The 14,302-nt window shown below is 72.7% G+C and carries 13 protein-coding genes; 9 read left to right on the top strand and 4 right to left on the bottom strand.

Translation table 11 applies throughout. From position 1 onward, the window contains the following. Positions 1–999 carry a dTDP-glucose 4,6-dehydratase gene (rfbB, locus tag G5V58_RS19455; protein WP_165236435.1) on the bottom strand — a complete coding sequence of 333 codons (999 nt, stop codon included), beginning with the start codon at positions 997–999 and terminating at the stop codon, positions 1–3. Positions 1,000–1,052: 53 nt separating this feature from the next. Here rfbB and rfbA point away from each other — a divergent pair, with 53 nt between their 5' ends. The 9 genes from rfbA to G5V58_RS19410 all read left to right on the top strand — a co-directional run bounded on the left by rfbA (position 1,053) and on the right by G5V58_RS19410 (position 8,618). Further along, entirely contained in the window at positions 1,053–1,919 is an 867-nt protein-coding gene (gene rfbA / locus G5V58_RS19450; RefSeq protein WP_165236433.1) for a glucose-1-phosphate thymidylyltransferase RfbA, read from the top strand. Between the two features lie 25 nt (positions 1,920–1,944). Continuing rightward, on the top strand, positions 1,945–2,949 hold the full coding sequence (gene galE / locus G5V58_RS19445) for a UDP-glucose 4-epimerase GalE (protein WP_165236431.1): 1,005 nt from the start codon (positions 1,945–1,947) through the stop codon (positions 2,947–2,949). Further along, a complete protein-coding gene (locus G5V58_RS19440) occupies positions 2,946–3,689 on the top strand; it encodes an N-acetylmuramoyl-L-alanine amidase family protein (protein WP_230486766.1) in 744 nt (247 codons plus the stop codon). The genes galE and G5V58_RS19440 overlap by 4 nt, the downstream gene beginning before the upstream one ends. Before the next feature lie 72 nt (positions 3,690–3,761). Continuing rightward, positions 3,762–3,911, top strand: coding sequence for a hypothetical protein (locus G5V58_RS19435; RefSeq protein ID WP_165236429.1), 150 nt, complete (start codon positions 3,762–3,764; stop codon positions 3,909–3,911). Positions 3,912–4,243: 332 nt separating this feature from the next. Next, positions 4,244–5,116, top strand: coding sequence for a hypothetical protein (locus G5V58_RS19430; RefSeq protein ID WP_165236427.1), 873 nt, complete (start codon positions 4,244–4,246; stop codon positions 5,114–5,116). A 150-nt stretch (positions 5,117–5,266) separates the two neighbouring features. Beyond that, positions 5,267–6,616, top strand: coding sequence for a lysozyme family protein (locus tag G5V58_RS26445; RefSeq protein WP_165236425.1), 1,350 nt, complete (start codon positions 5,267–5,269; stop codon positions 6,614–6,616). 9 nt (positions 6,617–6,625) lie between these two features. Then, positions 6,626–7,489: a dihydropteroate synthase gene (gene folP, locus G5V58_RS19420; protein ID WP_230486765.1), complete on the top strand. Its 864-nt coding sequence runs from the start codon at positions 6,626–6,628 to the stop codon at positions 7,487–7,489. Further along, positions 7,486–7,965 (top strand): class III extradiol ring-cleavage dioxygenase family protein, encoded by a 480-nt coding sequence (locus G5V58_RS19415; RefSeq protein ID WP_165236423.1) that lies wholly within the window; start codon positions 7,486–7,488, stop codon positions 7,963–7,965. The genes folP and G5V58_RS19415 overlap by 4 nt, the downstream gene beginning before the upstream one ends. After that, on the top strand, positions 7,947–8,618 hold the full coding sequence (locus G5V58_RS19410; RefSeq protein WP_230486764.1) for a dihydrofolate reductase family protein: 672 nt from the start codon (positions 7,947–7,949) through the stop codon (positions 8,616–8,618). Before G5V58_RS19415 ends, G5V58_RS19410 begins: the two co-directional genes overlap by 19 nt. Here the strand turns inward: G5V58_RS19410 and G5V58_RS19405 are convergent. From G5V58_RS19405 to icmF, 3 genes are all read right to left on the bottom strand, one after another. Further along, complete coding sequence (locus tag G5V58_RS19405; RefSeq protein WP_165236421.1) at positions 8,550–9,989, bottom strand: sensor histidine kinase; 1,440 nt, start codon at positions 9,987–9,989, stop codon at positions 8,550–8,552. The genes G5V58_RS19410 and G5V58_RS19405 overlap by 69 nt on opposite strands. Before the next feature lie 265 nt (positions 9,990–10,254). After that, entirely contained in the window at positions 10,255–10,974 is a 720-nt protein-coding gene (locus G5V58_RS19400; RefSeq protein ID WP_165236419.1) for a helical backbone metal receptor, read from the bottom strand. After that, entirely contained in the window at positions 10,971–14,096 is a 3,126-nt protein-coding gene (gene icmF / locus G5V58_RS19395) for a fused isobutyryl-CoA mutase/GTPase IcmF (RefSeq protein WP_165236418.1), read from the bottom strand. Before icmF ends, G5V58_RS19400 begins: the two co-directional genes overlap by 4 nt. Between the last annotated feature and the right edge of the window lie 206 nt (positions 14,097–14,302).

Raw genomic sequence — 14,302 nt, 5'->3', positions numbered from 1 at the left:
TCACTGGCCCTTGGACGCGTAGAAGGCCTCGGTGGCCTGCTTGTGGGGGCGCCACCAGTCCTCGTTCGCGCGGTACCACTCGACGGTGTCGGCCAGCCCGGACTCGAAGTCCTGGAACCGCGGCGACCAGCCCAGCTCGGCGCGCAGCTTGCCCGACTCGATGGCGTAGCGGCGGTCGTGACCGGCCCGGTCGGTGACGAACTCGATGTCGCTCTCGTCGCGCCCGAACAGCCCGAGCAGCGCGGTCACGACCTGGAGGTTGCTCCGCTCGCCGTCCGCACCGATGAGGTAGGTCTCGCCGACCCGGCCCTGCTCGAGGATCCGCAGCACGGCCGAGGAGTGGTCGTCGGCGTGGATCCAGTCGCGGACGTTCAGGCCGTCGCCGTACACCTTGGGCGGCACGCCGTCGATGAGGTTGGTGATCATTCGCGGGATGAACTTCTCGACGTGCTGCCACGGCCCGTAGTTGTTGGAGCAGTTCGAGATCGTGGCGCGCACGCCGAAGCTGCGGACCCACGCCCGGACCAGGTGGTCGGAGCCGGCCTTGGAGGCGGAGTACGGCGAGGAGGGGTTGTACGGCGTGTCCTCGGTGAACCGCTTCGGGTCGTCGAGGTCGAGGTCGCCGTACACCTCGTCGGTGGAGACGTGGTGCAGGCGCACGTCGTGCTTGCGGGACGCCTCGAGCAGCGTGAACGTGCCGACGATGTTGGTCTGGATGAACGGGCTCGGGTCGTGCAGGGAGTTGTCGTTGTGCGACTCCGCGGCGAAGTGCACGACCTCGCGGTGGTCGCTGAACAGCTTGTCGACCAGCGTCGCGTCGGTGATGTCGCCCTCGACCAGCTCGACGCGGTCCTGGGGCAGGGCGTCGATGGACTCGCGGCTCGCGGCGTACGTCAGCTTGTCGAGGACCGTGACCTGGCGGTCGGTCTCCCGGACGAGGTGGTGCACGAAGTTGGAGCCGATGAACCCGGCGCCACCGGTCACGAGAATGCGGTCCACGGGCGTCGAGCCTAGTTTCTGCTCTGCTGGTCCGCTAACTAGGCTGCCTGGCCATGCGTGGAATCATCCTGGCTGGTGGGACGGGGTCCCGGCTGCACCCGATCACCCTCGCGGTGAGCAAGCAGCTCATGCCCGTCTACGACAAGCCGATGATCTACTACCCGCTCACCACGCTGATGCTGGCCGGGATCCAGGACGTCCTGGTCATCACCACGCCCCACGAGGCGGAGCAGTTCCGGCGCCTGCTGGGGGACGGGTCGCAGTTCGGGGTCCGGCTCTCCTACGCCGTGCAGCCGAGCCCGGACGGTCTGGCGCAGGCCTTCATCATCGGCGCCGACCACGTCGGTGACGACCGGGTCGGGCTGGTGCTCGGCGACAACATCTTCTACGGCGACGGGCTCGGCTCCCGCCTGAACCGGTTCGACGACCTCGACGGGGGCGCGGTGTTCGGCTACCGCGTGGCCGACCCGACGGCGTACGGGGTGGTGGAGTTCGACTCCGACTTCAAGGCCCTGTCCCTGGAGGAGAAGCCCGCCGAGCCCAGGAGCGACTACGCCGTCCCGGGGCTCTACTTCTACTCCTCCGACGTGGTCGAGAAGGCCTCCGCGCTGAAGCCGTCGGCGCGCGGCGAGCTGGAGATCACCGACCTGAACCGGACGTACCTCGAGGAGGGGCGGCTGCAGGTCGCGGTGCTGCCCCGCGGTGCGGCGTGGCTGGACACCGGGACGGTGGACGACCTCAACGAGGCCAGCAACTACGTGCGGGCGATCGAGCACCGGCAGGGGCTCAAGATCGGGTGCCCGGAGGAGGTCGCCTGGCGGATGGGGTTCATCGACGACGCGCGGCTGTCCGAGCTCGCGCAGCCCCTGGTGAAGAGCGGGTACGGGACCTACCTCCTCGGACTCCTCGACCACCACTGAGGTGCGCCTTCTCTAGGCTGGCGTCATGAAGGTCCTCGTCACCGGCGGCGCCGGGTACATCGGCTCGATCACGGCCAAGGCGCTGGAGGAGGCCGGGCACGTGCCGGTCGTCCTGGACTCGCTGCTGACCGGGCCGCAGGTGTTCGTGAGGGACCGGATCTTCTACGAGGGCGACATCGCGGACCGGGACCTGCTGGCACGGGTGGTGGACGAGCACCCGGACCTGGACGCGACCATCCACATGGCGGCGCGGATCATCGTGCCGGAGTCGGTGGAGCAGCCCTACGAGTACTACCGGGACAACGTGGCGAAGTCCCTGGAGCTGTTCGACCAGCTCGAGAGGCTCGGCAAGCCGCGGGTGCTGTTCTCCAGCTCGGCCAGCCTGTACGCCGCCAAGGAGGGCTTCGAGGTCCTCGAGGGTGACCCGCTGGCGCCCAACTCGCCGTACGCCCGGACCAAGCACATGATGGAGCAGGTCCTGCAGGACATGGCGGCGGCGACGGAGCTGCGGGCGATCATCCTGCGCTACTTCAACCCGATCGGGTCCGACCCCGACCTGGAGTCGGGGATCTACGCCAAGGAGCCGTCGCACGTGCTGGGGCAGCTGGTGATGGCGGCGCGGGGCCAGAAGGACAGCTTCACGATCACCGGGACCGACCTGCCGACGCGGGACGGGACGGGGATCCGCGACTACATCCACGTCTGGGACATCGCGCGGGCCCACGTGAAGGCGGTCGAGGAGTTCGACCGGGTGCTCGCGGCGACCGGCGAGCCTAGCGTGGTCATCAACCTCGGGACGGGCTCCGGTACGACGGTCCGCGAGCTCGTCGCGGCGTTCGAGGAGGTCTTCGGGCACGAGGTGCCGCTGAGCGAGGCCCCGCCGCGGCCGGGGGACGCCGTGGGCGCGTACGCCAACGTCGACCGGGCGCACGAGCTGCTCGGGTGGCACCACGAGCTGTCGTTGCAGGACGCGATCGCCTCCGCGCTGGCCTGGGGCGAGAAGCGCCAGGAGATCCTGGGCTACGAGTGAGCTGGTTCCTCGCGCCGCTGCTGGCCGCGCTGGCGGCCGGGCCGACGGCCGCGCCCGCCGTACCCGCCGACCAGCCGCTGGCGGGCAAGGTCGTCGTGCTGGACGCCGGGCACCAGCTGGGCAACCACAACTTCCCGGCCGAGATCAACCGGCCGGTGCCGGCCGGCGGGTTCACCAAGCCGTGCAACACGACGGGGACGTCGACCGACGGCGGGTACTCCGAGGCGACGTTCGCCTGGAAGGTGACCAAGCGGCTGCAGGTGAAGCTGGTCAAGGCGGGCGCCACGGTGGTGCTGACCCGGAAGTCCAACTCGGAGGACCGGTGGGGGCCGTGCGTCGACGTCCGGGGCCGGGCCGGCAACGCGCGCGGCGCGGACCTCAAGATCAGCATCCACGGCGACGGGTCGTACGCCGCGGGCGCGCACGGCTTCCACGTGATCTACCCGCCGGACCGGGCACCGTGGACCGACGACATCTTCGCGGCGTCCAGGCGGCTGGCGTCGGTGACCAAGGCGGCGCTGGTCAAGGGCGGGTTCGACGTGGCGACCTACATCGCGGGCGGGGACGGCCTGGACGAGCGCGGCGACCTCGGGACGCTCAACCTGTCCGACGTGCCGACGGTGATGCTGGAGGCCGGCAACATGCGCGACCGCGGCGACGCCGCGGTGATGACGTCTCCGCAGGGTCAGGAGCGGTACGCGCGGGCGCTGGCCCGGGCGATCCGCGAGATGCTGCGCTGAGCCTCGGCGGTGCGACCACCGGAGAGTGGCGATTCCCGGGAATTCGACGCGCCTGCCGGGCACCATGAAGGCATGGTGCTGCTGCTGGTGGCTGTCGTCGCGTGGCTGACGCTGTCGGTCCCGGTCGGTGTCGGAGTCGGTCTCCTCCTCCGGCGTTCCGCCAACGAATCGACCGCGCTTGCTCCCGCTGCGCTCGAAGCCGTGGTCGCGGGACGTCAGTAGTCACCTCGCCAGCCGAGCACGGCTCCGGGTGGTGTCTGGGTCCTGCGCCGTCGACCGAGGATCAGCGTGCCGGCGGCGACGACCACCTCGGGGCCGTCACGGCGATCTTCGTGCCGGCGGGCAGCAGCAGCGCGGCGTGAGGCGGTCGGGTGGCCGGAACCTTCCCGAGAACTAGTCCGTGCCGCAGGCGAGGTAGCACGAACGGGCCATTGGTTGGGTCGGTGCCGTCGTCGTGGACGACAATCAACCCGGCTGCAGGAACGTCGGAACGCAGGACCAAGGGGAGAATCGTGACGCAGGCTCCAGATCGCGAGCGCGTGGTCGCACCTGGGGTGACGCGACGGCCGCGGACGCCGCAGAGCGGTGGCCGGTTCGACCGGACGTCGTGGAACAAGGCCGTGATGGTCCTCAACGTCGCGATCATCGGTGGGCTGACCATCGTCGGGCTGACCTACGTCAGCAACACGCGGGAGTCCGGCACGGACGCCGTGGCGAGCCCGCCGCCGAGCGTGGCCTCGACCCTGGCGCAGCCGGACGAGGACAGTGCCAGTCCCGAGCCGACGGACGTCGCCGCGCCGGCGAGCGAGGCGCCCACGGCGCCCGCCCAGGCGAGCGCGCCGGCGCCCAAGGTGCCCCTGACGATGCGCTCGGACTTCTCCTCCGGCGACGCGTGGCCGGTGGGCGCCGGGTTCCGGGAGGCCGGGACGCTGGCGTGGCCGCTGGGGGTCGTGGACGGGCTGATGACCCACGGGGCAGCGCGGAGCCCGGACGCTGTGAGCTGGCTGGAGAAGTGGACCAAGGCCGACGTACGACGGATCGGGGCGAGGGTGGTCTTCGCGCCGAACCACTCGGGGTCGGCGGCGCTGACCGCGTGGCACACCTCGATCCTGGACCTGGACGGGCAGGCCACGCCGCGGACCGGGATGCGCCTGGTGGTGACGCCGAGCGGGTGGCGGCTGGTGGCCGTCGACGGGCGGGCCGCGGAGACCATCGGGTCCGGGACGTACACCCTGGCGGGCCGGTCGGCGCGCTTCGACCTGGTGCGCAAGGCCGACACCGTGTGGGTCACCGACCCGAGCGGCACCGTGACGTCGGTGAGCGACCCGCGGGTGGCGTCGCTGTCCGGGCCGTGGGCCTCGTGGGAGCTGCGCGACGCCAGGGTCGGCACGCGGCCGGCGGGCTTCGCCGAGGTCTGGGCCGGCTGAGCCTGGCCTCACCGATAAGGGTGACCGTCGCCGACCGGGCCTCGTCCGGTCGTCCCCACGTCGCTTAGTGTTCACGAAGAGCGTGCAGGTTGCTCCGAGCGCAGCTCGCCGGGAACGAACCGACGGCTGCTCCGCAGCGTCACACGAGGCATGGGGGAGTGGATGGTCGAGGTCCGGCGTCTGTGGCGCCTGCTGGGCTCGGTCGCGGTGCTCGCGGTCCTGGCCACGGCGGTGCTCGCCGGTCTGACCCGTCCCTCGTTCGACTCGGCCCGGACCGCGGAGCGCTACCCGGCGGCGTACGCCGCTCCGGCCGCGGAGCCCGCGACGTACGCCGAGCCGGAGGCGGGCGCGCTGCTGGCGCCGTACGACGCGCGCCGGGCGGTGGCCTCGCGCGGCGACCTCGCCTTCACCTGGTCGGTGCAGGGCGCCGCGCTGACCGCGACCGACGTCCCGTCCGTGGCGCTGGCGGCCTACCAGCGCGCGGCCGACGTGATCAACCGCGCGGACCCGTCGTGCCGGCTGGACTGGGAGACGCTGGCCGCGATCGGCAAGGTCGCCTCCGACCACGGCCGGGTGGGCGGCTCGGTGCTCAACGACCGCGCCGTGGTGCACCCGAAGGTGCTCGGGCCCAGGCTGACCGGCAAGAACGGCACCGCCCGTGTCGCCGACACCGACGGCGGCCTCGTCGACGGCGAGCAGCGGGTCGACCGCGCCGTCGGTCCGATGCTGCTCCTGCCGTCGACGTGGTCGGTGGTGCGCGTGGACGGCGACAGCGACGGCCGCCGCAACCCGCAGGACCTCGACGACGCGTCGCTCGGCGTGGCCGTGTTCCTGTGCGCCGGCCCCGGTGACCTGAGCAAGGACGAGCGGCTGCGCGCGGCGGTCAAGCGCTACCACTCCGGACACGAGTGGCTGCGGGCCGTGCTGCGGGTGCGCCACGACTACTGGGTCGACGCCCGCAAGCCCGTCGACACCACCGTGATGGCGCGCGAGCAGCTCCCCGTCACCGGCCCGGGCAGCGACCCGACCGCCGGCGTGACCCTGGTGCCGGACGAGTCCTACGAGGGCGGCACGACGTTCGACGCGGCGCCGCCGGTGCCGTCGCCGTCGGTGAAGCCCACCCCGACCGCGACGCCCCAGCCGACGCCCAGCCCCACGCCCAGTGCGACCCCGACGCCCACGGCGTCCGCGAGCCCCACGGCCGAGCCCAGCGGTGAGCCCAGCACGAAGCCGACCGCCGACCCGACCTGCGAGCCGACCGCGACCGCCACGCCGACGGCCAGCGACGAGCCCACGCCGACCGACGAGCCGACCGCCACGGCCAGTCCCACGGCCGAGCCCACGCCGGGCGACTGCCCCGGGGGGCCGCCGAAGGCCGAGCGGAGCGGGAAGGGCGACCCGGTGGCGACCACCGCGGCGTCCGGTGCGGCCGTGGTCGTGCTGCCGGCGGCCGGCTGGGTGTGGTGGCGCCGGCGCAGGCGCGACGAGGCAGCCGGATAACCTCGCCGGGTGACGCTGCGCCTGGGTCGGCACGAGTTCGCCGACGACGAGACGCTGATGATGGCAATCGTCAACCGGACGCCGGACTCCTTCTACGACCAGGGCGCGACGTACGCCGAGGACGTGGCCTTCGAGCGGGTCGCGCAGGTGGTCGACGAGGGCGCGGAGATCGTCGACATCGGGGGCGTGAAGGCCGGCTACGGGCCGGCGGTGAGCGCCGAGGAGGAGATCGGGCGGGTCGCGTCGTTCGTGGCGCGGGTGCGCGCGGCGTACCCGGACCTGGTCATCAGCGTCGACACCTGGCGCTCGGAGGTGGCGCGGGCGGTCTGCGCCGAGGGCGCGGACGTGCTCAACGACGCGTGGGGCGGCCACGACCCGGCGCTGCTGGAGGTGGCCGCGGAGTTCCGGGCCGGGGTGGTGTGCACGCACACCGGCGGGCTCAAGCCGCGCACGGACCCGCACCGCATCGAGTACGACGACGTGATGGCCTCGGTGCTCGAGGCGACGTTGGGGCTGGCCGAGCGGGCGCTGGCCGCGGGGGTCGCGCGGGAGTCGATCGTCATCGACCCGGCGCACGACTTCGCCAAGAACACCTTCCACTCCCTCGAGGTGACGCGCCGGCTGGGGGAGATGGTGGCGACGGGCTGGCCGGTGCTGGTCTCGCTGTCCAACAAGGACTTCGTGGGCGAGACGCTCGACCTGCCCGCCAAGCAGCGGCTGACCGGGACGCTGGCGGCGACCTCGGTGTGCGCGCTGGCCGGCGCGCGGATCTACCGCGTGCACGAGGTCCGCGAGACCCGGCAGACGGTGGACATGGTCAGCACCATCGCCGGCCGCCGGCTGCCGCAGCGGGCCATCCGGGGGCTGGCGTGACCCGCGTCGTGGTGGCGCCTCCGGTGCTCGCCTTCCTGCCGCAGTACGCCGGCCGCGAGGATCCGGTGCCCGAGGTCCGGGCCGCGGCGCTGGCCGCCGTGGCGTGGCTGGGCGCGGACGTCACCGTGGTGGCCGACGAGCAGGGCCGGCGGGTGGCCGAGCACCTCCTGGCCTCGACCGCGCGGACCGGGGACGAGCCGTCGTACCTTCTCATGGCCAACGGCAGCGCGCGGCGCACCGACGAGTCGCCCGGACCGTACGACGAGCGCGCGGTGCCCTTCGACGACGCCGTGCGGGCGTGGCTGCTCGAGGGGAGCGCGAGGCCGGACCTGGGGCTGGGCGAGGAGCTGTGGGCGACCACGGCGCCGCTCGAGCGGCTGGACGGGCTGGGGCGCCGCGGGGCGGCGCAGGTGGACTACGACGAGGCGCCCCTCGGGGTGCAGTACTGGGTGGTGCGGTGGACCTGCGACAGCTGAGCACGCTGAGCGACGACGACCTGGACGAGCTGTACGCCGCCCCGGAGTCGCCCTGGCTGCGGGTGAACATGATCAGCAGCCTCGACGGCGCTGCGACCGGCGCCGGGGGCACGAGCGGCGGCATCAACAACGACGCCGACCACCGGGTCTTCGAGACGCTGCGCCGGCTGTGCGACGTGGTGGTCGTGGGCGCAGGGACCGCGCGCGACGAGGGCTACGAGGACATCGGCAAGCCGCTCGTCCTGGTCACGCGGAAGGCCGAGGTGCCCGCGCAGCTCCGCGACGCCGAGCGCGGCTCGGTGCTGGTGGCCACCTGCGAGACGGCCCAGCACCTCGACGAGGCGCGTGAGCTGCTCGGCGACGAGCAGGTCCTGGTCCTGGGACGCGACGGTGTCGACCTCGCGGCCCTCAAGGCCACGCTCGCCGAGCGCGGCTGGGGCCACCAGCTCGGCGAGGGTGGCCCGCACCTGCTGCGCGACCTGGTCGCCGACGGCGTGGCCGACGAGCTCGACCTGACCTGGGTGCCGCAGCTGCTCGGGGGCGACCACCCGCGCATCACGGTCGGGGCGGACGTCGACGTGGCCCTACGGCTGGGGCTGCTCCTCGAGGACGCCGGCACGCTCCTCGGCCGCTGGCTGGTGCGTCGGGACTGAGCCGGACCCGTCGCGGGACCGGCGCGCCGGCGGCGGGAGGGTGAAGACGAAGGCGTTGCGGGCCCGGTCGTAGTGGATGTCGCCGCCGTGGGCCAGGACCAGGTCGCGGACGACCGACAGGCCGAGGCCGGAGCCGCCGGTGGCGGTGTCCGCGACCTGGGTGTAGCGGTCGAAGAGCCGCGGCACGAACCCTGCCGGCACACCGGGCCCGGCGTCGGCGACCGAGATGGTCACGCCCCCGGGCAGCGCGGGGTCGGGGCGGGCGCTGATGAGGACGGGCTCGGCGCCGTGCTTCTGGGCGTTGCGGACCAGGTTGGCCAGGACCTGCTGGAGCCGCAGCGGGTCGGCGTACGCCGCGAGGCCGGTCGGGCAGTGGAGCTGGAGGTCGAGGTCGGGGAAGCAGGCGGCGCACTCGCGAAGCTGTTGGTCGAGGTCGACGGGCTCGGGGGTGACGACCAGGTCGCCGTGCTCGAGGGTGGCCGCGGCGAGCAGGTCCTCGGTCAGCAGGGTGAGCCGGCGGGTGAGCATCCAGGAGCGCTCGACCATCCGGTGCGCGAGCGGGCTGTCCAGGTCGTCGTCGCGGAGCAGCTCGAGGTAGCCCTGCAGCCCGGACAGCGGCGTGCGGAGGTCGTGGCTCACGATGGCGGTGAGGTGGTCGCGCAGCCGGTTGGCCTCGAGCAGCTCGGCGTTGCGCTCCTCCAGCCGGTGGGCGGTCTCGGAGGTGTGGACCTGGATCTGCGAGGTCTCGCGCAGGATGGCGAGCAGCACGAAGGCCGACGAGGCCAGGCCCAGCGCGCGGGCCAGGTAGTAGGCGACGGTGTAGCGGTCCTCGAAGAGCGCGGTCAGCCACACGTCGCCGAGGAAGGCCACCGACGCGACCACGGCCCAGCGCTCGAGCCCCTCGGTGCTGCGCCGCCGGGCCACGCCCCAGACCGCGAGCACGACCGCGAGGCCGTTGAGGACGGCGACCGAGACGGTGCCGAAGGGGTCGAGCCGGTTCGCGCCGCCGTCGACGGTGATGGTGGGGAGCCGGTCGGGCGCCACCGCGATCAGCCCGACGAGGGCGCCGGTGAGGACCAGCACGACCACGGCCGAGACCACCACCCGCCGGCCCCGCCCGCGGGCGGTGTCGGAGCGCCGCTCCAGCGCGGCGGGCCAGGGGGCCAGGGCCAGCGCGATGAGCGCCGGCGGCACCACGTGCCGCGAGACCCACAGCCACTGCAGGCTGTTGCTGTCGGTGGCGAACGTCGGCCGGCGGGCGAGCACGCCGGGCACCGCCGCGGCGATGGCGACGGCGACGACGGCCGACCACAGGAAGGCCCACGACAGCGCGAGCAGTCGGGGGAGGCGCCGGCGCGGTACTGGCTCCACAGCAGCAGCACGGTGAGCAGGTCGCAGCCCACCAGGAGGGCCAGCCAGAGCGCGGGGAAGCCCGGCACCTCCGCGAGGGGCTGGGCGCGCCAGGGCAGGACGAGGACGATCACCAGCGGGATCGTCCCCGCGATGACCAGAGGCGCACGCCCCCTCCAGGACGAGTGCCCGACGTCCTCCAACGTCGTCACCACCCCAGTCTTCTGCCCGGGAGCACCCCGGTGTCGCAGAACTGGGGTTCGGCGCCACAAATGGCCCGAAGTGACTAGTCACCCCTCCGGGCGAGGCTCGCGTGGGCCTCGACCAGCGACGGGCCGTACCAGGTCAGCAGCCGGCCGCTGACCAGCCGGGTCGGGGTGCCCGGGAAGGCCTCCGGACCGTCGTCGGCGGTGAAGACGTAGGGCTCGTCGGGCAGCAGCACCAGGTCCACGCCGGCCAGCTCGGTCGGGTCGACCGTGGGGTAGCGGTCCGTGCTGTCGGCGTACGCGTTGGCCCAGCCGAGCCGGCGGGCCAGGTCGCCGGTGAAGGTGCGACCGCCCACGACCATCCACGGGTCGCGCCAGATCGCGACGGCCACGGTGGCGGTGACCTCGGGCAGCGGGCCGAGCCACAGCCTGCGCGCGTGCTCGAGCCAGTCCGGGCGCGGCCAGCCCAGGACGTCGTCGAACAGCTCGTCGTACGCCGCGAAGGCGTCCGGCACGGTCTCGATCCGCGTCACGTGCACGTGGACTCCGGACGCGCGCAGGCGCCGGACGTCGAGCTCGCGGTTCTCCTCCCGGTTCGCGATCACCACGTCCGGGCGCAGGGCGCGGATCGCGGCCAGGTCCGGGTTCTTGGTGCCGCGGACCCGGGCCTCGAGGGTGTCGTCGAGGTCGGCCGGGTGGGTGCACCAGTCGGTGGCGCCGACCAGGGCGTCGCGGTCCACCGAGGCCAGGGCCTCGGTGATGGAGGGGACCAGGCTGACGACCCGCTGGGCGGGCCTCACACGTTGCGCCGGTACGCGCCACCGACCTCGAAGAACGCCTCGGTGACCTGACCGAGCGAGCAGACGCGGGCGGCGTCCATGAGGACGGCGAAGACGTTCTCGTCGTTGGTCGCCGCCTCCTTGAGCCGGGCGAGGGCCGCGGCAGCCTCCTGCTCGTGCGCGGCCTGGAACGCGTGCACCCGCCGCAGCTGGGAGGACTTCTCGTCCTCGGTCGCGCGGGCCAGCTCGACGTGGTCGGGGGTGCCCTCGTCGGCGCCCTCGGATCGGCGGAAGGTGTTGACGCCGATGATCGGCAGCGAGCCGTCGTGCTTGCGGTGCTCGTAGAGCATCGACTCGTCCTGGATCCGGCCGCGCTGGTAGCCGGTCTCCATCGCGCCGAGCACGCCGCCGCGCTCGTTGATGGCGTCGAACTCCTTGAGCACCGCCTCCTCGACCAGGTCGGTCAGCTCGTCGATGATGAACGAGCCCTGGAGCGGGTTCTCGTTCAGCGCCAGGCCCCACTCCTTGTTGATGATGAGCTGGATCGCGAGCGCGCGGCGTACGGACTCGGTGGTGGGGGTGGTGACCGCCTCGTCGTAGGCGTTGGTGTGCAGCGACTGGGCGTTGTCGTAGATCGCGATCAGTGCCTGGAGCGTGGTGCGGATGTCGTTGAAGTCCATCTCCTGCGCGTGCAGGGAACGGCCCGAGGTCTGCACGTGGTACTTCAGCTTCTGGCTGCGCTCTCCGGCGCCGTACTTCTCCTTCATCGCCACCGCCCAGATCCGGCGGGCGACGCGGCCGATGACGGAGTACTCCGGGTCCATGCCGTTGGAGAAGAAGAACGACAGGTTGGGCGCGAAGGCGTCGATGTCCATGCCGCGCGCGAGGTAGGACTCGACGTAGGTGAAGCCGTTGGCCAGGGTGAAGGCGAGCTGGCTGATGGGGTTCGCCCCGGCCTCGGCGATGTGGTAGCCGGAGATGGAGACCGAGTAGAAGTTGCGGATCCCCTGCTCGATGAACCACTCCTGGATGTCGGCCATGCAGCGCAGGCTGAACTCGGTGGAGAACAGGCAGGTGTTCTGGCCCTGGTCCTCCTTGAGGATGTCGGCCTGCACGGTGCCGCGGACGGTCTTGAGCGCCTCGTGGGGGTCGAGCCCGCGCTCGCGGGCCTGGTCCATCGCGGTGTTGAGGAAGAAGGCCAGCACGGTCGGGGCCGGGCCGTTGATGGTCATGCTGACGCTGGTGGTCGGGTCGAGCAGGTCGAAGCCGTCGTAGAGCTGCTTCATGTCGTCCAGCGTGGCCACGCTGACGCCGGAGGTGCCGACCTTGCCGTAGATGTCGGGTCGCTCGTCGGGGTCGCGACCGTAGAGCGTGACCGAGTCGAACGCCGTGGACAGCCGCGTCGCGGGCTGGCCCTCGGAGAGCACCTTGAAGCGCCGGTTGGTGCGCGCCGGGTCGCCCTCGCCGGCGAACATCCGGGCCGGGTCCTCGTTGTCCCGCTTGAACGGGAAGACGCCGGCGGTGAAGGGGAACCGGCCGGGGAGGTTCTCGCGGCGCAGCCAGCGGACCAGCTCGCCGTGGTCCTCGTAGCGGGGCACGGCGACCCGCGGGATGCGGTTGCCGGACAGCGACTCGCGGCCCGGGTGCGCGTCGTACTCGGCGACCACGGAGGGCCACTGCTCGAGCTCGGTGCTGACCTCCCGGTCGAGCGCGGCCTCGGCCGCCTCGAGGCTGGGGGCGAGCGCGGCGCGCGCGTCGGCCACCGTGTCGGCCACCCAGCGCAGCCGCTGCACGGCGCGGGCCTGGTCGACGAGCTCCTCGGTGCGGGCGTGGTGGCCGCGGACGGTCTCGGTGATCTCGGCGAGGTAGCGCGTCCGCTCCGGGGGCACGACGGCGCGCAGCCTGGACGAGTGCCGCACGTCGACCGGGGGCAGGACGCCGGCCTCGAGGTCGAGCACGCCGCGCAGGTGCTGGTAGAGCGCGGTGACGCCGTCGTCGTTGAAGGTCGCCGCGCTGGTGCCGAAGACCGGCATGTCCTCGGGGCGCCGGCCGAACGCCTCACGGTTGCGGACCAGCTGGCGCCCGACGTCGCGCAGGGCGTCCTCGGCGCCACGACGCTCGAACTTGTTGATGGCCACGACGTCGGCGAAGTCGAGCATGTCGATCTTCTCCAGCTGGCTGGCCGCGCCGAACTCCGGCGTCATGACGTACATGCTCGCGTCCACGAACGGCACCACCGCCGCGTCGCCCTGGCCGATGCCCGGGGTCTCCACGACGACCAGGTCGAAGCCGGCCGCCTTGAGCACGGTGATGATGCCGCTGAGGTAGTCGGGCAGCTCGTGCGCCCCGCGGGTCGCCAGGCTCCGGAAGTAGACCCGGTCGCCGTCGACGGCGTTCATCCGGATCCGGTCGCCGAGCAGCGCGCCGCCGCCCTTGCGCCGGGTCGGGTCGACCGCGACCACCGCGACGCGCAGCTTGTCCTGCTGGTCGACGCGGAGCCGGCGCACGAGCTCGTCGGTGAGGCTGGACTTGCCCGAGCCGCCGGTGCCGGTGATGCCCAGGACCGGGACGTGGCGCTGGCCGGCCGCCTGCTCGAGCGCGTGGGTCATGGCGGCGTCGAGGCGGCCCTCCTCCACGCCGGTGATCGCGCGGGCGATGGCCATCCGGTCGCCGCTGATGACCGCGTCGGCCGTGACGGGCTTGCGGTCCCAGAGGTCGAAGTCGAGGTCGCGGACGACGGTGTTGATCATCCCCGGCAGCCCGAGCCGCTGGCCGTCCTCGGGGGAGAAGATCGTCACCCCGCTGGCGCGCAGCCGCTCGATCTCGTCGTGCACGATCACCCCGCCGCCCCCGCCCACGACGTGGACGTGGTCGGCGCCGCGCTCCTTGAGCGACTGGACGAGGTACTCGAAGTACTCGATGTGGCCGCCCTGGTAGCTGCTGACGGCGACGCCCTGGACGTCCTCCTCGACCGCGGCGTCGACGACCTCCTGGACGCTGCGGTTGTGGCCGAGGTGGACCACCTCGCAGCCCTGGGCCATGAAGATCCGGCGCATGATGTTGATCGACGCGTCGTGGCCGTCGAAGAGGCTGCTGGCCGTGACCAGGCGCACCGGGTGCTGCGGGACGTGGAGCTCGCTCATGCGCGTGGACCTTCGTTAGTTGGACGTCCTAGTAATCCTAGCCCGCCGGCGGCGCCGAAGCGAGGCGAGACCGCAGGTAGCGCTGGTCGCCGTAGTCCGTCCGGGCCACCCCGGACGGGCTATGGCGCACCACGGCTCGCTGACGTTGACTGCGCTGGCGCGCTGGGACCTGCCCCGGCGGCGGCAACGGGGAGCGGGGGAACAGG

It is taken from the genome of Nocardioides anomalus (assembly GCF_011046535.1).
GTDB lineage: Bacteria > Actinomycetota > Actinomycetes > Propionibacteriales > Nocardioidaceae > Nocardioides > Nocardioides anomalus.
Note: the sequence above shows the minus strand (reverse complement) of the source record. Positions and strands in the feature narration are given on the sequence as shown.